Origin of the sequence: Citrobacter sp. MGH100 (assembly GCF_001034465.1) — a bacterium.
Lineage (GTDB): Bacteria > Pseudomonadota > Gammaproteobacteria > Enterobacterales > Enterobacteriaceae > Citrobacter > Citrobacter youngae.
This window is the reverse complement of the sequence record NZ_KQ089802.1, coordinates 327,334-348,362: the sequence shown is the minus strand read 5'-3', so window position 1 is coordinate 348,362 and position 21,029 is coordinate 327,334. Positions and strand designations below refer to the sequence as shown.

The window sequence follows — 21,029 nt, the reverse complement described above, 5'->3', positions numbered from 1 at the left end:
ATTGCCTGCCTTATGCGTCGCGGTTCAGCCAGGCCATATATTCCGTCACGCCTTCGGCAACGGTCTTGAACGGTTTGTCATAGCCCGCAGCGCGCAGGTTAGTCAGATCCGCCTGAGTAAATGCCTGATAGCGGCCCTTCAGTTTTTCCGGGAACGGAATGTACTCAATGCTGCCTTTTTTGTGGTATGCCAGCGTGGCATCCGCGACGGCCTGGAAAGACTCTGCGCGACCAGTACCGAGGTTAAAGATGCCGGAAACCCCGTTTTCCAGGAACCACAGGTTTACTGCTGCAACATCGCCGACATAGACGAAATCACGTTTGAAGTTTTCACTTCCTTCGAACAGCTTGGGTGTTTCGCCGTTATTGAGCTGAGTATTGAGATGGAAAGCGACGCTCGCCATGCTGCCTTTGTGACCTTCGCGCGGTCCGTAGACGTTGAAATAACGGAAGCCAACGATCTGAGAATTTGCTTCTGGCAGGATCTGGCGTACATATTCGTCGAACAGGAATTTTGAGTAGCCATAGACGTTCAGCGGCTTCTCATATTCACGAGATTCGATGAAGTCAGAGGTACGACCGCCGTACGTTGCTGCAGAAGAGGCATACAGGAAAGGAATTTCACGCTCCAGACAGTAGTGCAGCAGCTCTTTGGAGTATTGATAGTTGTTGTCCATCATATACTTGCCATCCCACTCGGTGGTGGAAGAGCATGCGCCTTCGTGGAAAATCGCTTCGATATCGCCAAAATCTTCCCCGGCCATAATCTGGATCAGGAAGTCTTCCTTATCCATATAGTCAGCAATATTCAGATCCACCAGATTCACAAACTTGGTGCCGTCTTTCAGGTTGTCCACCACCAGAATATCGGTGATGCCTTTGTCATTCAGGGACTTAACGATGTTGCTGCCGATAAAGCCCGCGCCGCCGGTAACGATGATCATAAATGTAACCTTCGAATTATGGAGTCAGAGACAATCTCAGACACGAATACCTCTAATCATATCACTACATGGCTTCGGCTTCAGCAGTACGTCGCGTCATGTGGCGTGCGGAATTTGTGTTGGTTATTGCTTTCATTGTTTACATTCTTGATTGAAATGGTTTAGGCAGAGTGGTGTATGATTCACGTCGTGAATGAGTGTTCAAGTGCGCGGTGTCGGCTTTTTCGGAGCCATCAACGAATCAATAAGCAAGGTAGAGCACTGTGTTGGGGCTGACAATAGTCGCTGGAATGAAAATTATATATGCAACTAAAAAAAATTATTATTACAGGTTACGAGATCAGTGGACTTGGAGGGACAGAGACCGTTTGCCTTAATTTGGTGAAGCTGCTGCGAATGCAAAGCCCCGATATCGATATCTCTTTTGTTTTTCTTAAGAAAAATAATGGCGGTCATGTCAATGATGAGTGGCTTGCAGGGCAGCGCTATTGTCGTCTTTCTTCTAATATAAAAATAACGAAATTAAGACGGTTGAGTTTTGCTTATTCCTTACGAAAAATCATCAATCGGGAATCTCCTGATATAATTATATCTCTGGATACACTTTCATGCTATATCTGCCACGTTGCAAGAAAATATGCTCACAAGCAGGTTAAGATATTTTCATGGTTTCATTTTTCAATATTTGATTTTTATAAAAATAATTACAAGAAGAAAATAAAATATATAAATAAAGCTGATTATTATCTTTCCATCAGCTCTGGAATAACCCGACAACTTGTTGAAATGGGCATAGACAGACAGCGTATCGCGACGATATTCAATCCTGTTACTCGGCATGATGTCAGTATTCCTACACCTAAGAATCATGCCCGCTTTGTCTATGTAGGTAGGGTTGTTGCCGATGGTCAAAAGAATGTTCGAGGACTTTTCAATGGATTGGCGGAGCTGCAAGGAGCATGGTCTCTGAACGTTATCGGCACCGGCCAGGATGTTGAGACACTAGTTGCACTGGCAAAAACACTGGGGATTAGCGATAACATTCACTGGCATGGTTGGCAGAAATCACCGTGGGAATATATTCAAAATACGCTAAAAAATATTACCTGTTTACTATTAACTTCCCACTTTGAAGGTTTTGGTATGGTTTTGGCTGAAGCCAGTGCTCACGGTGTTTATGCCATTAGCTCTGATTGCGAAACGGGGCCTGCAGACATTATCAAAGAAGGGATAAACGGTAATTTATACCCTACTGATGAACCGGAAAAATTTGTTTCCTTGCTACAAGGTATTGTTGATGGAAAAACGTTGCCTGCCGGCGAACAGATTCAGCAGGCGATTGAGGAATTCTACGAAGATAACTATATCATTAAGGTTAATAAGGCCTTTGCTATGGCAGGATTTACTCTGGCACCGTCATCAGCGTCTCAGGCCATTGATGACGCGACAACGTAAGTCAGGTTGTGATGCCAGGTCTGTCATTCCTGAAAGGTTATGTGGGTACACGTGATTTATGCTGCATTTTAGACAAGTCATGATGAGTCATCTCGTACAAACCAATAGCATTGGGTAATATGTGCTGAAATTTGCCCAGTCTGGAGAATTGCAATGCGTGGGAATTTTTATAAGCAGTTAACGAACGATCTGGAAACCGCACGCGCGGAGGGGTTGTTTAAAGAAGAGCGCATTATTACGTCTGCTCAGCAGGCTGATATCACCGTGGCTGACGGAAGCCATGTTATTAACTTTTGTGCGAACAACTACTTAGGGCTGGCTAACCACCCGGAACTGATTGCAGCGGCAAAAGCGGGTATGGATTCTCACGGATTTGGTATGGCCTCGGTGCGCTTTATTTGTGGCACTCAGGACACCCATAAGCAACTGGAGCAAAAACTGGCGGCATTCCTCGGTATGGAAGATGCCATTCTTTACTCTTCTTGCTTTGACGCCAACGGCGGCCTGTTCGAAACGCTGCTGGGAGCAGAAGATGCCATTATCTCTGATGCTCTGAACCACGCTTCTATCATTGATGGCGTTCGTCTGTGTAAAGCGAAGCGTTTCCGCTACGCCAACAACGATATGCAGGAACTGGAAGCGCGTCTGAAAGAAGCGCGTGAAGCAGGCGCCCGCCACGTATTGATCGCCACCGATGGTGTGTTCTCTATGGACGGCGTTATCGCTAACCTGAAAGGCGTATGCGATCTGGCAGACCAATATGATGCGCTGGTCATGGTTGATGATTCCCATGCAGTCGGTTTTGTCGGTGAAAATGGTCGTGGCTCCCATGAATACTGTGACGTGATGGGTCGTGTGGACATCATCACCGGCACGCTGGGCAAAGCACTCGGCGGCGCATCTGGTGGTTACACTGCGGCACGTAAAGAAGTTGTTGAGTGGCTGCGTCAACGTTCCCGTCCGTATTTGTTCTCTAACTCACTGGCTCCGGCAATTGTTGCTGCTTCCATTAAGGTGCTGGAGATGGTTGAGGCGGGTAGCGACCTGCGCGATCGTCTGTGGGCGAATGCGCGTCAATTCCGTGAGCAAATGTCCGCAGCAGGCTTCACGCTGGCAGGGGCCGATCACGCGATTATTCCGGTAATGCTGGGTGATGCGGTTGTTGCGCAGGCGTTTGCCCGCGAACTGCAAAAAGAGGGGATTTACGTTACCGGATTCTTCTATCCGGTGGTTCCAAAAGGCCAGGCGCGTATTCGTACCCAGATGTCTGCGGCACATACCCCTGAGCAGATTACGCGTGCAGTCGACGCGTTCACACGCATTGGTAAACAACTGGGCGTTATTGCCTGAGGATGTGAAATGAAAGCGTTATCCAAACTGAAAGCGGAAGAAGGCATTTGGATGACCGACGTTCCTGAACCGGAAGTCGGCCATAACGATTTGCTGATTAAAATCCGTAAAACAGCCATCTGCGGGACTGACGTTCACATTTATAACTGGGATGAATGGTCGCAAAAAACCATCCCGGTTCCAATGGTTGTAGGGCATGAATATGTCGGTGAAGTTGTTGGCATCGGCCAGGAAGTTAAAGGCTTCAAAATCGGCGATCGCGTTTCCGGTGAAGGCCACATTACCTGCGGACATTGCCGTAACTGCCGCGGTGGCCGTACTCACCTGTGCCGCAATACCACCGGTGTCGGCGTAAACCGTCCAGGCTGTTTTGCACAATATCTGGTGATCCCGGCGTTTAACGCCTTTAAAATCCCGGACAATATCTCCGATGATTTAGCTTCCATCTTCGATCCATTCGGTAACGCGGTACACACGGCGCTGTCGTTTGATTTGGTTGGCGAAGATGTGCTGGTTTCCGGTGCGGGTCCGATTGGCATTATGGCTGCAGCGGTAGCGAAGCACGTTGGTGCTCGCCACGTAGTGATTACAGATGTTAATGAGTACCGTCTGGAGCTGGCGCGTAAAATGGGCATTACCCGCGCAGTCAACGTCTCGAAAGAGAACCTGACCGACGTGATGGCCGAGCTGGGGATGACCGAAGGGTTCGATGTGGGTCTGGAAATGTCTGGGGCGCCGCCAGCGTTCCGCACCATGCTGGACACCATGAATCACGGTGGCCGTATTGCTATGCTGGGTATTCCGCCATCTGATATGTCCATCGACTGGACGAAAGTTATCTTTAAAGGACTGTTTATTAAAGGTATCTACGGTCGTGAGATGTTTGAGACATGGTACAAAATGGCTGCACTGATCCAGTCTGGTCTGGATTTGTCGCCGATCATCACCCATCGATTCTCCATCGATGAATTCCAGCAGGGCTTTGACGCGATGCGTTCAGGCCAGTCAGGGAAAGTGATCCTGAGCTGGGATTGAATGCGCAAGGTGCATTCAATGTTAATTACGGCCAGATATCGCTATCTGGCCGTATAAACCATAGATTTTATTTTCCGCGGATCTTTCTGGATAACGATCTTATATTTTCTTTAAGCAGGATGAGTTTATAAATTAACCCTCTGCCTTTAACGTTAATATTATATTTTCGTTGTAATGCCAGAATGTCATTTGCCTGGCAGACCTTCATATTTCCCTTACAGGACAGGTCAATAATCCTTAACTCACCCGTTGGTGTGCGAATGAAATTCCCTGGGTGAATGTCATTTGATGCCAGTCCGGCCTTGTGAAGACGCAGTACGCATTGCTTTACCTCGTCAGCATTCTGCTGGTTAATTTCCCTTAAAGGAACCCCTTCAATATATTCATGAATAGTATAAACATAATGGCACTGGCGAAAACGTGTTTTCTCAGCAGCATAGTAGAGATCGGCAGTACAGATGCGCATTTCCGGCGGGAGCCTGTCCAGCTTCCTGATCAGTCGGGAATAGAAAGGGCCGGAGGTAAAGTTCTGTAATTTTTTCTCAAATCGTGGATCAACTTCACGGTCGTTTTTGATGATAAATTTTTGTGAGTTGTACTCGACCAACTCCACGCTGCGCAATGCGTTACCACTGCTCAGCGGTTTGCCACTGATTTCTTTTTTGATGTATTTATTCATCAGTGACTTAAGGTCTTTTCTGGTCTCTTTGCAATAGACCGTAAAACCTTTTTCGTGTGTCTTACTGATGGCCATCTTTTCCCTCAATATCAGCCTATAGAGTACGTTAATTCATAGGGATAGAGTATACAGGTTGTGTACCTCAATATGTAGACGATCTGAGCTATCATCAACCTGCTGAACGCAGGTGTAGCAGGGCATCTTTCTCAAACCGGACGCTTTCGCTGCAGCGTTTCTGCCCATAAATACGTTCTAACCTTAATAATTCCTTAATGAAACTGTAGTAAAAGTCATCAGCGTAATGACAAACCTGGGTTAGTTAGCTGATGAGAAACTGCACAAATATGTTGAGTGTTATTATTCCGTTATATAACGTGGGTGATAGTTTTCGGGATTGCATGGAATCTTTGATCGCACAGACATGGACTGCGCTAGAGATCATCATTGTGAATGATGGTTCAACGGATAACTCTGTTGATATTGCACAACATTATGCGGATAACTATCCCCATGTACGGTTGTTGCATCAGGCTAACGCAGGGGCATCCGTAGCGCGTAACCGTGGCCTGGAAGCGGCCAAAGGGGATTATGTTGCATTTGTCGATGCCGATGACCTGGTTTATCCCAATATGTACGAAACCCTGATGACCATGGCAATTCAGGATGACCTGGATTTAGCTCAGTGTAATTCCGACTGGTGCATTCTTGAAACGGGGCACACCTGGCAATCAATACCGACGGATCGTCTTCGGTCTACGGGGGTGTTGACCGGCCCTGACTGGTTACGTATGGCGTTGGCTTCACGCCGCTGGACACATGTGGTCTGGATGGGAATTTATCGCCGGGATGTTATTGAGAAAAATAAAATAACATTTATTCCGGGGTTACATCACCAGGATATTGTCTGGACGACGGAGTTTATGTTTAACGCTGTACGAGTGCGATATACCGAGCAATCTTTATATAAATACTTCTTACATGATCAATCAATCAGCCGTCTTAAACGACAAGGTTTAAAAAATCTCAACTACCAGCGGCACTATATTAAAATTACGCGGTTATTGGATAGGTTGAATCGTGAATATGCCGATCGGATTACTATTTATCCGGAATTTCATCAGCAAGTTACCTATGAAGCGTTGCGCGTATGCCATGCAGTCCGTAAAGAACAGGATGTGCATATTCGTCAGCGTATGATCGCAGAGATTTTTGTCTCTGGTATGTATAAGCGCATGATAACTAACGTCCGCAGTGCCAAAGTATTGTACCAGGCACTGCTATGGTCATTCCGTCTATGGAAATGGCGCGATAAAAAATCAACGCCTTCGCGTATTGCCCGAAAAGCGCTTAATCTACGTTAGCGTTCATGGTGCTGGGGGAAGATGTGTTCCCCCAGCCTTGCCACTGCAGTCTCATATACTGCACCAGCGTGCTTTGTGTGATGCTTTCTCCTAGCACGCTAAAGAATCGGCTGGCGTAAACCGGCTCCAGAGGTTGTTTCGGTTTGCACAGCTTCACCCCACGGAAAGGATTACGCGGCGCATCTGGCGTACCGTTTCTCGGTGGAGTGAGATTAGGTCTGGAAGTATCTACCTGCGGCTCATTAAGCAGGCTGCTCGGACGAACCAGCGTAATATCGGCTGGCAGGCTATACAGCATCTGCTGCAACACTCGTACCGTAGAAGGGTGGGGGTGCCCGATGGCAATCGCTGACCCGTTACGGCGAGCAAGATCGACTGCACGATTAAACTGACGGCGAATATCCGCTTCGTTTTGTGTATCGTCGAGGAAGACTTTGCGTTTGATGACCTTCACTCCGGTTCCTGCCGCCGCGCGCATGGCCTGGCTGTTGCCGATGGTCATACTGTCGAGGAAGTAGAGGTCGTAGCGTTCCAGAGCTTGCATCACCTTCTGCATGCCGAACAGGCTGGACGTCATCGCACTCCCCATGTGATTATTCAGTCCCACTGCATACGGCACTTTGCTTACCGCGTCGCGAATAATCCGTTCAATTTCTTCGCTGCTCATCTCCGGGCGTAACGTGTCTTTTTCCAGCGGTTGCTTGCTCAGTGGGGCCATCGGCAGATGGATCAACACTTCATGTCCACTGTTATGCGCTTTAGTCGCCATTTCACGCGCATGTGGCGCGTTTGGCAGAACGGCAACAGAGACAGTGGAAGGCATTGCCAGCACCTGATTTTCTGTGTGCGGACGGTAGCCGAAATCATCAATAACGATAGCAAGTTTGCCGGCGAAAACAGGTGTTGCGAATGCCAGCAGGCTGGCGAGTGAGAGCAAAGTACGACGAAACTGAGGCAAAACTTATCTTCCCAACCACGGCTGTGGATTGACCGCCTGACCCTGGCGACGAATTTCGAAATAGAGCGCCGGCCTGCCCTGACCGCCGCTGCTACCCACAAGTGCAATAGGCTGCCCGGCGCGAACCTGCGTACCGACGCTGACCAGCGCGCTCTGGTTATAACCGTAGAGGCTCATATCGCCTTTACCGTGCTCAACGACGACCACCAGGCCATAGCCCTGCAGCCAGTCCGCCAGAATGACGCGACCATCGGCGATGGCTTTGACTTCGGTACCTTCGGATGCGCCAATAACCATCCCTTTCCAACGTAGCTCACCTTGCAGCTGTTCGCCATAGCGATGCAGCGTTGGACCACGAACGGGCCAGAACGCCTGACCGCGTGGTGAACCTAACCCGCCGGTACGAGACATCAGTGATTTCTCGCTTTCGGTTGGCTTATAGGTCGAGCCTTTGCGTGATGCTTCCTGTTGCTTATCACGTACAGCCTGCGCCTCACGTGCTTCACGCTCTGCACGGGCTTTCGCGGCGGCTTCGGCGCGAGCAATACTGTTGCGCAGGCGGGATTCGTTGGCGCGCATCTCGCCTAACTGCTGCTGACCTTGTTGAATCGACGACTCCAGACCCGCGAGCGTTTTCTGGCGTTCATTACGCGCCTGCTCCAGTTTCGCCTGCTGTGCACGCTGTTCGTACAGCAGCGTCTGCTGTTCGCTTTGCTTATCTTCCAGCTCGGCTTTCTGCGAGTCGACCTCTTCGCGGGTTTGCTTCAGCTGTGCGATAGTCTCCTGGCGCGCCTGGTTCAGATAGCCGAAATAGGCCTGCAGGCGTTGCCCGCGCTGAGTCTCTTCACCGCTGAGGATGAGCTGAATACCAGTATGTTCACCCTGGCGAAACGCAGCATCCAACTGGGCTGCCAGACTGCGCTCTTGCGCTGCCCGCTGCTTTTCCAGCTTCGCGAGTGCGGCATTCATCTCAGCGATTTGCGCATTCAGCTGTGCCAGGGAGTTTTGCGTTTCGCGTAGCTGCCTTGCGGCAACGGCGATAGCCTGTTCCTGAGCTTTAAGCTGAGCAAGGAGGGTGGCGCGTTGTTGTTGCTGTTGGCGTACCGCGCGTTCTTTTGCCGCGATATCGGCCTGAATGGATTTGAGCTGATCGCGCTCGTCCGCATGGGCGGAAAAGGCGCACAACAATACGCCAGCGCTAAGCGCGCTGGCGTAGAACAAGGGCCTGACTGAAAACTTACGCAGTTTCACGGCCCGAGTGATGGTATTAATCGCCTTTCCCCTCATGGGGAGGGATTATTCCACGATGAACAGCGGCTTACCAGTCATCTCTTGCGGGATTTCCATACCCATCAGCGTCAGCATGGTCGGGGCGATATCAGAAAGTTTGCCACCTTCAACTGCTTTGACGTTTTTACCACCGACATAAATCAGTGGAACCGGCAGGTTGGTGTGCGCGGTATGCGCCTGACCGGTGGACGGATCGCGCATTTGCTCTGCGTTCCCGTGGTCAGCGGTGATCAGCAGCTGGCCGCCAACGGATTCAACCGCTTTAGCCACCTGCTCAACGCAGTGATCCAGCGCTTCAACCGCTTTAACCGCTGCTTCCATCACCCCGGTATGGCCGACCATGTCGCCGTTCGGGTAGTTACAAATGATGGTGTCGTATTTCCCGCTCTCAATCGCCGCAACCAGTTTTTCGGTCAGTTCAGCAGAGCTCATTTCCGGCTGCAGATCGTAGGTGGCGACTTTTGGCGAGTTGATCAGAATACGGTCTTCGCCTTTGAACGGCTCTTCTACGCCGCCGTTAAAGAAGAAGGTTACGTGCGCGTATTTTTCGGTTTCGGAAATACGCAACTGCGTTTTGTCATTCTTTGCCATCCACTCGCCAAGGGTGTTGGCCAGAGACGCAGGTGGGTAAGCCACCGCAGTTTTGATGTCTGCCGCGTATTCGGTCAGCATCACAAAGTTGAGGTTAACGACTTTCTTACGGGCGAAGCCGTCGAAGTCAGCGTTAACAAACGCACGGGTAATTTCACGCGCACGGTCAGCACGGAAGTTCATGAAAATCAGCGTATCGCCATCTTCCATAGCTGCATCTGCCTGACCTTCGGCACGGATCACGGTCGCTTTGACGAATTCGTCGTTTTCATCGCGGGCATAAGCAGCCTGCAGGCCTTCAACCGCCGTAGCGAACTGGAACTCGCCTTTCGCCAGCGTCATCAGATCGTAAGCCTGTTCCACGCGATCCCAACGGTTGTCGCGGTCCATAGCGTAGTAACGACCGATAATGGACGCTACGCGGCCTTTGCCCAGCGCGGCAAATTTCTCTTCGAATTTCTGCAGTGAATGTTCAGCGCTGCGCGGCGGGGTATCACGACCATCAAGGAAAGCGTGCAGATAGATTTTCTCAGCACCGCGTTCAGCGGCCATTTCTACCATCGCCATGATGTGATCTTCGTGGCTGTGTACGCCGCCAGCAGAGAGCAGACCCATGATGTGTACCGCTTTGCCGCTATTTTTTGCCTGGTCGACCGCATTGGTCAGCACCGGGTTAGCGAAGAAAGTACGCTCTTTAATTTCAACATCCAGACGGGTAAGGTCCTGATACACGATGCGGCCCGCGCCCAGGTTGACGTGACCCACTTCGGAGTTGCCCATCTGGCGATCGGGCAGGCCAACTTCCAGGCCAGACGCATCAATCAGGGTATGCGGACGTTTTGCCCACAGCGCATCCATTACCGGGGTTTTAGCACTAAAAATGGCGTTATCCTGGCTGTCTTCGCGATAGCCGTAGCCATCCAGAATCACCAGTACCATAGGTTTTTTAGAAACCGACATTGCGACAACCTCACACTTAATAGATAAAAAATAATTGCGTAATTTTACTACAGCTGAATCGATAAAGTAGCCCCAGAAGATCAAATAATGAGGGATCGCGTGCCAGGGGGAACACTGATTTACATTTTTTTTTCCGTAGCGCCCCGCAAAAATGCAATCCAATGCACGCTCTGGCTGTATTTGCGCCAACGCGCAGGTATACTCCTTTCCTGGTTTTTTTAATCACTGAGTCGGGAGTTGTTACCCCCCATGCAAGAAATTATGCAATTTGTTAGCCGCCACCCTGTCTTGAGTATCGCCTGGATTGCGTTACTGGCGGCGGTATTGTTTACCACGTTTAAGAGTCTGACCTCAAAAGTGAAGGTAATTACACGCGGCGAAGCGACACGTCTCATCAATAAAGAAGATGCGGTGATTGTTGATTTACGTCAGCGCGACGACTTCCGCAAAGGTCATATCGCAGGCTCCACGAACCTGCTGCCGAGCGAAATCAAAGCCAACAATTTTGGCGAGCTGGAAAAACACAAAAACAAACCTGTTATTGTGGTTGATGGCTCTGGTATGCAGTGCCAGGATTCAGCAACTGCGCTGATTAAAGCCGGTTTTGAGCAGGTATCTGTACTGAAAGACGGCGTAGCGGGCTGGAGTGGCGAGAATCTGCCACTGGTTCGCGGCAAGTAATTTACCCGTCTTCTTTCGTACCGCTGGGTAAAAGAACACTGGAGATAAGTCATGGCCAATATTGAGATCTATACCAAAGCAACCTGCCCGTTTTGCCATCGCGCAAAGGCGCTGTTGAACAGTAAGGGTGTGAGTTTCCAGGAACTTCCGATTGACGGCGATGCCGTGAAGCGTGAAGAGATGATCAAGCGCAGTGGCCGTACAACGGTTCCGCAGATTTTTATTGATGCACAGCACATTGGTGGTTGTGACGACTTGTATGCGTTGGATGCGCGTGGTGGACTGGATCCCCTGCTGCGTTAAGGCGTACGGATAGTATTTAAAGGACAACACTAAAGGGTTTTCTCAACATGTCAGAACAAAATAACACTGAAATGGCTTTCCAGATCCAACGTATTTATACCAAGGATGTGTCTTTCGAAGCGCCAAATGCACCGCATGTTTTCCAGAAAGATTGGCAGCCAGAGGTTAAACTGGATCTAGATACCGCATCTACCCAACTGGCAGATGATGTGTATGAAGTAGTGCTGCGTGTCACCGTAACGGCTTCTCTGGGTGAAGAAACTGCGTTTCTGTGCGAAGTTCAGCAGGGCGGTATTTTCTCCATCAGTGGTATTGAAGGGACTCAGATGGCGCATTGCCTTGGCGCATACTGCCCGAACATTCTGTTCCCGTATGCCCGCGAATGCATCACCAGCCTGGTTTCACGCGGTACATTCCCGCAACTGAACCTTGCGCCGGTCAACTTTGATGCGCTGTTCATGAACTATTTACAGCAGCAGGCTGGCGAAGGTACTGAAGAACATCAGGATGCCTGATGAACCAAAGTAATGCTTCAATGACTGTGATTGGTGCCGGCTCGTACGGCACCGCTCTTGCTATCACCCTGGCAAGAAACGGCCACCAGGTTGTCCTGTGGGGCCATGATCCGAAACATATCGCGACCCTTGAGCACGATCGCTGCAACGTCGCGTTCCTCCCTGATGTGCCTTTTCCCGAAACGCTGCGCCTGGAAAGTGATTTAGCCACTGCGCTGGCCGCCAGTCGTAATATTCTGGTGGTGGTGCCGAGCCATGTCTTTGGCGAAGTGCTGCGTAATATCAAACCGCTGATGCGTCCTGACGCGCGGCTGGTCTGGGCGACAAAAGGTCTGGAAGCGGAAACAGGGCGTCTGCTGCAGGACGTTGCGCGCGAAGCGCTGGGTGATTCTATCCCGCTGGCAGTCATCTCCGGTCCGACGTTCGCCAAAGAGCTGGCGGCGGGCATGCCGACGGCGATTTCTCTGGCCTCGACGGACGACGCCTTTGCTGACGATCTCCAGCAGTTGCTGCACTGCGGCAAAAGCTTCCGCGTCTACAGCAACCCGGATTTCATTGGCGTGCAGCTTGGCGGCGCGGTGAAAAACGTGATTGCGATTGGCGCGGGGATGTCTGACGGCATCGGCTTTGGTGCAAACGCACGAACGGCATTGATCACCCGTGGGCTTACCGAAATGTCTCGCCTTGGCGCGGCGCTGGGTGCCGATCCTGCCACCTTTATGGGGATGGCGGGTTTAGGCGATCTGGTGCTGACCTGTACCGACAACCAGTCGCGTAACCGTCGTTTTGGCATGATGCTCGGCCAGGGTATGGACGTGCAGGGCGCGCAGGACAAGATTGGTCAGGTGGTTGAAGGCTACCGCAATACGAAAGAAGTTCGTGAATTGGCGCACCGTTTTGGTGTCGAGATGCCAATAACCGAGGAAATTTATCAAGTATTGTATTGCGGAAAAAATGCGCGCGAGGCAGCATTGACGTTATTAGGTCGTGCGCGCAAGGACGAGCGAAGCAGCCACTAGCCGTAAGGAACCGTTTCAATCTAACGACCCGACCCGCGAAGAACGGGTCGGTCGTTTTGCTACCTTCTGGAGTACGCAATGCCGTGTGAAGAACTGGATATCGTCTGGAAAAATATTAAAGCGGAAGCCCGGGCACTGGCGGAATGTGAGCCAATGCTGGCCAGTTTTTACCACGCAACGCTGCTCAAGCATGAAAACCTCGGCAGTGCGCTGAGCTATATGCTGGCGAATAAACTCGCTTCTCCGATCATGCCTGCTATTGCGATTCGCGAAGTCGTGGAAGAGGCCTACGCGGCCGATCCTGAAATGATTGCCTCGGCGGCTTGCGATATCCAGGCGGTACGCACGCGTGACCCGGCAGTCGATAAATATTCCACCCCACTTCTGTACCTGAAAGGCTTCCATGCGCTGCAGGCCTACCGCATCGGCCACTGGCTATGGCATCAGGGGCGTCAGGCACTGGCGATCTTCCTGCAAAATCAGGTCTCTGTTACCTTCCAGGTGGACATCCACCCGGCGGCAAAAATTGGTCGCGGTATTATGCTCGATCACGCCACCGGTATTGTGGTGGGCGAAACGGCGGTCATTGAAAACGACGTCTCTATTTTGCAATCCGTCACGCTTGGCGGAACCGGTAAAGCAGGCGGCGACCGTCATCCGAAAATTCGTGAAGGCGTGATGATTGGCGCTGGCGCGAAAATCCTCGGCAACATTGAAGTCGGGCGTGGCGCGAAGATTGGCGCAGGTTCCGTCGTTTTACAGCCGGTACCCCCGCATACAACCGCCGCAGGCGTTCCGGCGCGCATCGTCGGCAAGCCTGACAGCGATAAGCCATCTATGGATATGGATCAGCATTTCAACGGGATTCATCATACGTTCGAGTATGGCGATGGCATCTGATTTCGAGCTATCTTATTTGTCATCTTGAACCCGGGCTGTGCTCGCCATCCTCACGTACTGCGTGTATGCACAGGTCGGCAAGCGCGGTCCGTGTCCAACCTGACTGCGCCGATAACGCTCGAAAATAAACGGTAAATTCTTCCGTAGGTCGGATAAGGCGTCAGCCACCATCCGACATAAATCAACTGCGTAATACCGCGCCAGGATAACCTAACTGGCGCCAGGCCTCATACACCACTACTGACACCGCGTTAGACAGATTCATGCTGCGGCTGTCCGGCATCATCGGAATACGAATTTTTTGTTCGGCAGGCAACGCGTCGAGAATACTGGCAGGCAGACCGCGTGTTTCCGGGCCAAACATCAGATAATCCCCGTCCTGATAGCTTACCGCGCTATGCGCTGGCGTACCTTTGGTAGTCAGGGCAAACAGACGTTGCGGGTTTTCTGCGGCCGCAAAGGCGGCGTAATCAGGGTGGCGCAGCACGGCGGTAAACTCATGGTAATCCAGCCCCGCGCGACGCAGGCGCTTGTCGTCCCAGGTAAAGCCCATTGGCTCAATAATATGCAGACGAAAGCCGGTGTTGGCGCAAAGACGGATAATATTGCCGGTATTTGGCGGGATTTCTGGTTCGAACAAAACGATGTTAAGCATACTGCCCCCTTAATAACGGGGGGCAGAATAACAGAAAGAGCGGGTACTATGCGACGGTCAGCGCGTGAGGTTTATAGCGTTGCAGCTTGTAAATCGTCGCGGCAGCGGCGGCCAGCGCCGGAACGCTGAGGAACATCAGTATGCTATCAGCCTGCCATTGCATAGACAGCAGTTGGGCGCTGGTCATGGTCCCGGCGACGCCGCCAAAGCGGCCCACGCCCTGCATCCAGGCAATGCCCGTCGCGCGACAGTGGGTCGGATAAAACGTGGCGGCCAGCGTCTGCAGCCCGGATTGCGCGCCGTTCATGGTAATTCCCATCAGGAAGATCAGCGCGCCGAACAGGATGATGTGGTTATGTTCAAACCCGAGAGCGAGGGCAAACAGCATCGTCAGAATAAAGCCGAGTGACACCACTTTATGCGCTTCCCAGCGATCCATTAACCAACCGGCCAGCAGGATCCCTGCGGTACCGCCGAAGGTAAATAGCGACGTCAGCCAGGCGGATTCGGCCAGCGGATAGCCCATTCCCAGCATCAGCGTTGGCATCCAGCTCAACAGCACGTAATAGATAACCAATCCCATAAAGTAGGTCATCCAGAGCATCAGCGTGCCCGGCAGCCAGGGCATACTGAATAGCTGTGCCACGCTGCCTTTTTTGACCGTGACACGGTCTTCATCCAGATAAAACTGGGTAACCTGCTCCAGACTTCCCGACATAAAGCGTTGAGCAATGCGTTTAACCTGTGCAACCCCTTTACCGCGGTGAACCAGATACTTCACCGACTCCGGCAGGAACAGCACCAACAATACGGTGAGGGCCAGCGGGGCGATCGCACCGGCAAGCAGTACACTGTGCCAGCCGTAGTTGGGGATAAGCCAGGAGGAGATTACGCCGCCGCCCGCAGCGCCTAACGGAAATCCGCAGTACATGGTGTTAATCGCCATTGAACGACAGCGTTTAGGGGCAAATTCTGAGACCAGGGTGATGGCATTGGGCATTGCCGCGCCAAGACCCAGCCCGGTGAGAAAGCGCCAAAACGTGAGCATATTCAGCGTCTGGGCATAGGCAGTTCCCAGACTGGCGAGACCAAAAAACAGACAGGAAAAAACCAGAACACGCTTACGGCCCATACGATCGGAAATCGGTCCCGCCAGCAGTGCACCAAATGACAGGCCCAATAGCGCGGCGCTTAACACCGGTCCGAGATCCTGTTTCTTGATGCCCCAGTCGGCAGAGAGCGTGGGGGCAATATAGCCCATCGCCGCCGTATCGAAGCCGTCGATGGCCAGGACCAGAAAACCCAGGACAATAATGACCCAGTGGAAGCGCGAAAAAGGACTGTCATCTATCGCCTGCTGGATATTCACTTTTCCGGAATAAGCCATGTTACCCTCGCCCGTTATGATGGTTGTTATCTGTATATTTCGCCCTTGTATTAGCTTGTATATACATCTGACAGGTGGATAAAAAGTTGTCAAATATATTGGTTATAAATGTTAACTGGTCGTTATTTTTGGGTAAAAAATGGTCGGGCTGAGAACAGACCGACCATGCAGAAAGTGGGTTTTATGGGGATATTGTTACGCCGCGCTACCCTGAACCAGAGGTGCCAGCGCAGCAGGCAGGCTCTTGCCCAGTTCCTGTACCAGCGAATCGCGGCTGATTTCGCTAATGGTTTTCGCACCGGTCAGGGTCATTGCCACCTTCATCTCTTTCTCGATCAGATTCAGCAGATTCGTTACCCCAGCCTGACCGTGGGTTGCCAGCGCGTACAGATAAGCACGTCCCAGCAGAACACTATCCGCACCCAGCGCAATCATGCGTACGACGTCCAGACCGTTGCGGATCCCGCTGTCTGCCAGAATGGTGATATCGCCTTTTACCGCATCGGCAATAGCGGGTAACGCGCGAGCTGAAGACAGCACGCCGTCTAACTGGCGACCACCGTGGTTAGAGACAACGATGCCATCAGCGCCGAAGCGTACGGCGTCGCGAGCATCTTCAGGATCGAGGATCCCTTTGATCACCATCGGACCATCCCAAAATTCGCGGATCCACTCGAGGTCTTTCCAGGAGATGGACGGATCGAAGTTATTCGCCAGCCAGCCGATGTAGTCTTCAAGGCCGGTGGGTTTGCCAAGATAGGTCGAGATATTGCCTAAATCATGCGGGCGACCGTTCAGGCCAACGTCCCATGCCCACTGTGGATGGGTGACTGCCTGCCAGTAGCGGCGCAGTGCGGCATTTGGGCCGCTCATCCCGGAATGGGCGTCACGGTAGCGTGCGCCAGGTGTGGGCATATCGACGGTAAAGACCAGCGTGGAGCAGCCCGCCGCTTTGGCTCGCTCCAGGGCGTTACGCATAAAGCCGCGATCGCGCAGGACATACAGCTGAAACCACATCGGACGCTTGATAGTCGGGGCGACTTCTTCAATCGGGCATACGGATACTGTGGAAAGCGTAAACGGAATGCCTTTGGCATCAGCGGCGGCGGCGGCCTGAACTTCGCCCCGACGCGCATACATGCCGCACAGACCGACAGGCGCGAGGGCCACCGGCATTGACAGTTTTTCATTAAACAGGGTGGTTTCCAGACTGAGATCTGACATGTTCTTCAGCACGCGCTGGCGGAGTGCCACCTCTGATAAATCTTCCACGTTACGGCGCAGGGTATGCTCCGCGTACGCGCCACCGTCAATGTAGTGGAACAGGAAAGGGGGCAGAATGCGCTGGGCTGCGGCGCGATAATCGCTGGCTGCTGAAATAATCATGTGTTGTTCTCCCTGCTAATTTCATTATGGTCACCGGGCAGACGGGTGATACGCGCCTGGCGGGCCTGGTCTTCATCAAAGCGTTTAATGGTGGTATGGACAAAACTGAGGTGCGCCATCATCGCCTTCCGCGCGCCATCGGCATCCCCGGCGACAATCGCGTCCAGCACAGCAAGGTGTTGTTCTGTGAGCTGTGAAAATACCGGTGGCACCAGGTACATACGCTGGCGACTCTGTTTTACCGAAGACTGCAATACGTCGAAGAAACCGCGCATGGTCTGTAGCAGCACCACGTTGTGCGAGGCTTCAGCGATGGCAAGGTGAAAGCGAACGTCTGCTTGTGAAGCGAGATCCGGATCTTCACTTTGTGTGGCCTCGAAACAGAGCCTGATTTTCTCTTTGTCGGCGGCTGTGGCGCGCATGGCGGCGTGCCAGGCGGTGCTGGCCTCAATGGCGTGGCGGGCTTCGAGAATATCGAAGCTGTAATCAGGGTCGTCCGCCATCAGGCTTTTCAGCGGCTGAACGATGTTTTGTTCGGACCACGCTTCATGCTGCCAGCGGATAAACGTCCCACCACCACGACGGCTAATCAGCACGCCTTCACTTACCAGCTTTGCCAGCGCCTCGCGCAGCGAATTGCGCGACACGCCGAGCTGTACGGCCAGCTGGCGCTCGGCGGGCAACTTCATGCCCGCTTCCAGCTGTTGTTCTTCAATCAGCGCCCGCACACGAGATGCGACCTCGTCTGACAGGCGTCTGGGCATCACAATCATGGAATCATCCAGGTTAAGACATAGGCCTGCAGCGTGGTAATCACACCCACCATGCAGGTGAAAATCAGGCTGTGTTTGACGGTGAAGCGGAACAGATCAGACTCTTTGCCAACCAGTCCCACTGCCGCACAGGCGATGGCGATAGACTGCGGAGAGATCATCTTGCCGGTTACGCCGCCGGTGGTATTTGCCGCTACCATCAATACGTCAGAAACACCGATTTGCTGTGCTGCCGTTGCCTGTAGTGCTGCGAACAAGGCGTTTGACGAGGTGTCAGAGCCCGTCAGGAATACCCCCAGCCAGCCGAGGAACGGCGAGAAGAAAGTGAACGCGCTGCCCGTGTGAGCCAGTGCTAACGCCAGCGTTGAAGACAGCCCGGAGTAATTAGAGATAAAGGCGAATGCCAGCACCATTCCGATGGAGTAAATAGGCAGCGCCAGATCTTTCAGCGTACTGCCAAAGGTCTGCAGAGCGGCAGACGGCTTCATCTTCAGCCAGACGATGGACAGCAGGGCGGCAAACAGGATCGCAGTACCGGTCGCGGAGAACCAGTCAAATTTGTACACCGCCGCGTAGGCTGTGGCTTCGTGTACGACCGGCGGCATACGGGCTACCAGCTTATCGAGGAACGGAACCGGAATGTTGACGACCCAGTGGTACATCGCCCCGCCAGGGGCAAACAGCGCTTTAAACGGCGGGATGCTCCACAGTGTGACGGTGGCGGTCAGGAACAGGAACGGCGACCAGGCGCGGATGATTTGCCCGGCGGTGTAGCGGGTGCGCGACAGGTCCATATCGACCTGTGAAGCCCCCATATCGCCAAAACGGAAGATGCGTACCGGCTGCCAGCGCTTCAGGAACAGCGTCAGACACACCAGAGAAACCAGAGAAGAGATGATGTCCGGCAGTTCCGGCCCGATAAAGTTAGAGCTGAGGTACTGCGCGATAGCAAACGAGCCGCCCGCGACCATCACCGCAGGCCAGGTCTCTTTCACGCCGCGCCAGCCGTCCATAATCGCCATGATCCAGAACAGTACGATAATCGTCAGGAACGGTAGTTGGCGGCCAACCATCTGACCAATCTCAAAGCTGTCCAGCCCGGTGACCTGACCGGCAACCAGAATAGGAATTCCCATCGCGCCAAACGCTACCGGCGCGGTGTTTACGATCAGGCACAAGCCTGCTGCATACAGTGGGTTAAAACCAAGACCAACCAGCAGCGCGGCGGTTATCGCCACCGGCGCACCGAAGCCCGCGGCCCCTTCGAGGAATGCCCCAAAGGAGAAACCGACAATCAGCATTTGCAGACGCTGGTCAGGGGTAATTGAGAGAATGGATGAGCGGATGATGTCGAACTGCCCGGTTTTAACCGAGATTTTATAGACAAACACCGCTGCAATGATGATCCAGGCTATCGGCCACAGACCATAGAAGAAACCGTACACCACGGAGGCCAGCGCGTGATCGACCGGCATTTTGTAAAACAGCAGGGCGACCGACAAAGCGATCACCACCGTCCATGACGCCGCAACGTAGCCTTTCAGCTTGAGCTTAATCAGGGCGAAGAAAAAGAACAGGATGGGGAGCGATGCGATCAGACTGGAAAGCCAGATGTTACCGGCCGGGTCGTAGTTTTGTTGCCAGAGATTCATTGCAGGTCTCCTGGGGGCCGCTGACATAATGCAATGAGTCTGTGCTCATCTCTTCGTCACACTATGTGTAAAAGTGGCCCTGCCAATATTGTTGTGTAGGGGTAATGACAATGAATGGTTAATCAAATGTTATTTATTGGCAACGGTATTGTACGCACATTTTAATGAAATGTGAGGTATTGGTAGGATCTGACTGAAATTGGTAGGGCCAATTGCGAGGGGAAGCGAAGGACCGGGCAAGCGAGTGTTGCCCGGTGACAGATTAGAACTCGCTTTTCGCGAAGCCCGTCATCTCTTTCAGGCCCATTTCACGGCCAAGCTCGGTCATCGGGTGAACGACGATCAGGCCGCGCACGCTCTTCTTCAGCTTGCCCATGTCGGCCTGTTCTTTTTTGGTGATGGCACGACGGAACGGGAGTTTGCTGAGCTTTTGTGCTTCTTTGCTCAGCTTCTGGCCGTGTACTTCACGCAGTCGTGCGATCTCAGTTTCCAGAGTTTCTTTCTCTTGCTCCAGCTCGGCATATTTGTCGGCGGCTTCAACCAGGGACAGGTCAGCCTGCTGGTGGCGGATAGCGTCAAGACGATCGCTCAGGCGTTTAATTTCGTTTTTTTCGACTTCTTTCATAGGATAGCTTCTGATAAAAATAGGATGAATATCCTATAGTATGCGCGCAGAGCGGGATTATTCACAACTAATCGAAGATAAATAATCAAATGCCGCAAGTATTATTAAGCTAATGTTAATGCTACTTTTTTGATTAATAAGGAACTTTAAGCGATAAGATTGGCCATGGCGCTTTTTATTGGCGGGTTTATAGCGAAGCACGTTTTCCTCAATATAATCGCCCAACCGATCCTAAACTTAAATGAGCAACCGCACAGGCTGAGCGCGGTTAATACATGGAGGAGGGAAGATTATGGCGAAAATAGGTGAGAACGTTTCGGTTCTGATTGATAAGACGGTCGATTTTATGGCTTCCAGCCAGGCTTTTCGCGAATATCTGAATAAAACACCGCCGCGCGACGTAGTCCCTTCTGAAATACCACAGGAGAACGCGCAGCTGTATCTGCAACGTCTGGCGTACTATCGGCAACTGTATCGACCGCAGCAGGAAGAGAAGTAAGCCTGCAGGGTC

21 protein-coding genes are annotated in these 21,029 nt (G+C 52.1%); 10 read left to right on the top strand and 11 right to left on the bottom strand.

The genetic code is table 11. The features are described 5' to 3' along the window. Window positions 1–10: 10 nt before the first annotated feature. Window positions 11–943 carry an ADP-glyceromanno-heptose 6-epimerase gene (rfaD, locus tag SK32_RS19475; RefSeq protein ID WP_003827312.1) on the bottom strand — a complete coding sequence of 311 codons (933 nt, stop codon included), beginning with the start codon at window positions 941–943 and terminating at the stop codon, window positions 11–13. A gap of 303 nt (window positions 944–1,246) precedes the next feature. On the opposite strand from rfaD, the gene SK32_RS19470 reads away from it, so the two are divergent. The 3 genes from SK32_RS19470 to tdh all read left to right on the top strand — a co-directional run bounded on the left by SK32_RS19470 (window position 1,247) and on the right by tdh (window position 4,783). After that, on the top strand, window positions 1,247–2,398 hold the full coding sequence (locus SK32_RS19470) for a glycosyltransferase (RefSeq protein ID WP_048213710.1): 1,152 nt from the start codon (window positions 1,247–1,249) through the stop codon (window positions 2,396–2,398). 153 nt (window positions 2,399–2,551) lie between these two features. Further along, window positions 2,552–3,748 (top strand): glycine C-acetyltransferase, encoded by a 1,197-nt coding sequence (kbl, locus tag SK32_RS19465; protein WP_048213709.1) that lies wholly within the window; start codon window positions 2,552–2,554, stop codon window positions 3,746–3,748. A 9-nt stretch (window positions 3,749–3,757) separates the two neighbouring features. Beyond that, a complete protein-coding gene (gene tdh / locus SK32_RS19460) occupies window positions 3,758–4,783 on the top strand; it encodes an L-threonine 3-dehydrogenase (protein WP_005120462.1) in 1,026 nt (341 codons plus the stop codon). A 67-nt stretch (window positions 4,784–4,850) separates the two neighbouring features. Here tdh and rfaY read toward each other — a convergent pair whose 3' ends face one another. Then, window positions 4,851–5,537, bottom strand: a complete 687-nt coding sequence (gene rfaY / locus SK32_RS19455; protein ID WP_048213708.1) for a lipopolysaccharide core heptose(II) kinase RfaY — start codon at window positions 5,535–5,537, stop codon at window positions 4,851–4,853. A gap of 251 nt (window positions 5,538–5,788) precedes the next feature. On the opposite strand from rfaY, the gene SK32_RS19450 reads away from it, so the two are divergent. Next, window positions 5,789–6,823 carry a glycosyltransferase gene (locus SK32_RS19450; RefSeq protein WP_048213707.1) on the top strand — a complete coding sequence of 345 codons (1,035 nt, stop codon included), beginning with the start codon at window positions 5,789–5,791 and terminating at the stop codon, window positions 6,821–6,823. Here the strand turns inward: SK32_RS19450 and SK32_RS19445 are convergent. Genes SK32_RS19445 through gpmM form a run of 3 tightly spaced genes read right to left on the bottom strand, consistent with a single transcriptional unit; the run spans window position 6,810 to window position 10,622 of the window. After that, window positions 6,810–7,781, bottom strand: coding sequence for a divergent polysaccharide deacetylase family protein (locus SK32_RS19445; RefSeq protein WP_048213706.1), 972 nt, complete (start codon window positions 7,779–7,781; stop codon window positions 6,810–6,812). The genes SK32_RS19450 and SK32_RS19445 overlap by 14 nt on opposite strands. 3 nt (window positions 7,782–7,784) lie before the next feature. Continuing rightward, window positions 7,785–9,044 (bottom strand): murein hydrolase activator EnvC, encoded by a 1,260-nt coding sequence (envC, locus tag SK32_RS19440; protein ID WP_231591591.1) that lies wholly within the window; start codon window positions 9,042–9,044, stop codon window positions 7,785–7,787. A gap of 33 nt (window positions 9,045–9,077) precedes the next feature. Next, window positions 9,078–10,622 carry a 2,3-bisphosphoglycerate-independent phosphoglycerate mutase gene (gene gpmM, locus SK32_RS19435; protein WP_048213808.1) on the bottom strand — a complete coding sequence of 515 codons (1,545 nt, stop codon included), beginning with the start codon at window positions 10,620–10,622 and terminating at the stop codon, window positions 9,078–9,080. Window positions 10,623–10,871: 249 nt separating this feature from the next. On the opposite strand from gpmM, the gene SK32_RS19430 reads away from it, so the two are divergent. The 5 genes from SK32_RS19430 (at window position 10,872) to cysE (ending at window position 14,040) form a co-directional block, all read left to right on the top strand. Beyond that, entirely contained in the window at window positions 10,872–11,303 is a 432-nt protein-coding gene (locus tag SK32_RS19430; protein ID WP_005120473.1) for a rhodanese-like domain-containing protein, read from the top strand. A gap of 51 nt (window positions 11,304–11,354) precedes the next feature. Further along, the gene (gene grxC, locus SK32_RS19425) at window positions 11,355–11,606 is read left to right on the top strand and encodes a glutaredoxin 3 (RefSeq protein WP_003024152.1); all 252 of its coding nucleotides are present in this window, start codon (window positions 11,355–11,357) and stop codon (window positions 11,604–11,606) included. A 47-nt stretch (window positions 11,607–11,653) separates the two neighbouring features. Beyond that, the gene (gene secB, locus SK32_RS19420) at window positions 11,654–12,121 is read left to right on the top strand and encodes a protein-export chaperone SecB (RefSeq protein WP_003024155.1); all 468 of its coding nucleotides are present in this window, start codon (window positions 11,654–11,656) and stop codon (window positions 12,119–12,121) included. After that, window positions 12,121–13,140, top strand: a complete 1,020-nt coding sequence (gpsA, locus tag SK32_RS19415) for an NAD(P)H-dependent glycerol-3-phosphate dehydrogenase (RefSeq protein WP_003024157.1) — start codon at window positions 12,121–12,123, stop codon at window positions 13,138–13,140. Before secB ends, gpsA begins: the two co-directional genes overlap by 1 nt. A 78-nt stretch (window positions 13,141–13,218) precedes the next feature. Beyond that, complete coding sequence (cysE, locus tag SK32_RS19410) at window positions 13,219–14,040, top strand: serine O-acetyltransferase (RefSeq protein ID WP_003024160.1); 822 nt, start codon at window positions 13,219–13,221, stop codon at window positions 14,038–14,040. Window positions 14,041–14,221: 181 nt separating this feature from the next. Here the strand turns inward: cysE and trmL are convergent, their stop codons facing one another. The 6 genes from trmL to SK32_RS19380 form a co-directional block, all read right to left on the bottom strand. Beyond that, window positions 14,222–14,695 (bottom strand): tRNA (uridine(34)/cytosine(34)/5-carboxymethylaminomethyluridine(34)-2'-O)-methyltransferase TrmL, encoded by a 474-nt coding sequence (gene trmL, locus SK32_RS19405; RefSeq protein WP_048213704.1) that lies wholly within the window; start codon window positions 14,693–14,695, stop codon window positions 14,222–14,224. Window positions 14,696–14,741: 46 nt separating this feature from the next. Further along, the gene (locus SK32_RS19400) at window positions 14,742–16,082 is read right to left on the bottom strand and encodes an MFS transporter (RefSeq protein ID WP_048213703.1); all 1,341 of its coding nucleotides are present in this window, start codon (window positions 16,080–16,082) and stop codon (window positions 14,742–14,744) included. Between the two features lie 195 nt (window positions 16,083–16,277). Further along, window positions 16,278–17,468 carry an FMN-dependent L-lactate dehydrogenase LldD gene (lldD, locus tag SK32_RS19395; protein ID WP_048213702.1) on the bottom strand — a complete coding sequence of 397 codons (1,191 nt, stop codon included), beginning with the start codon at window positions 17,466–17,468 and terminating at the stop codon, window positions 16,278–16,280. Further along, the gene (gene lldR / locus SK32_RS19390) at window positions 17,465–18,241 is read right to left on the bottom strand and encodes a transcriptional regulator LldR (protein WP_048213701.1); all 777 of its coding nucleotides are present in this window, start codon (window positions 18,239–18,241) and stop codon (window positions 17,465–17,467) included. The genes lldD and lldR overlap by 4 nt, the downstream gene beginning before the upstream one ends. Further along, window positions 18,238–19,893: an L-lactate permease gene (gene lldP, locus SK32_RS19385; RefSeq protein WP_003837651.1), complete on the bottom strand. Its 1,656-nt coding sequence runs from the start codon at window positions 19,891–19,893 to the stop codon at window positions 18,238–18,240. Before lldP ends, lldR begins: the two co-directional genes overlap by 4 nt. A 262-nt stretch (window positions 19,894–20,155) precedes the next feature. Continuing rightward, window positions 20,156–20,518 carry a YibL family ribosome-associated protein gene (locus SK32_RS19380; protein WP_048213700.1) on the bottom strand — a complete coding sequence of 121 codons (363 nt, stop codon included), beginning with the start codon at window positions 20,516–20,518 and terminating at the stop codon, window positions 20,156–20,158. Between the two features lie 292 nt (window positions 20,519–20,810). Between SK32_RS19380 and SK32_RS19375 the strand changes: the two genes are divergently transcribed. Then, window positions 20,811–21,017, top strand: coding sequence for a hypothetical protein (locus SK32_RS19375; RefSeq protein ID WP_048213699.1), 207 nt, complete (start codon window positions 20,811–20,813; stop codon window positions 21,015–21,017). The last annotated feature ends 12 nt before the right edge of the window (window positions 21,018–21,029 follow it).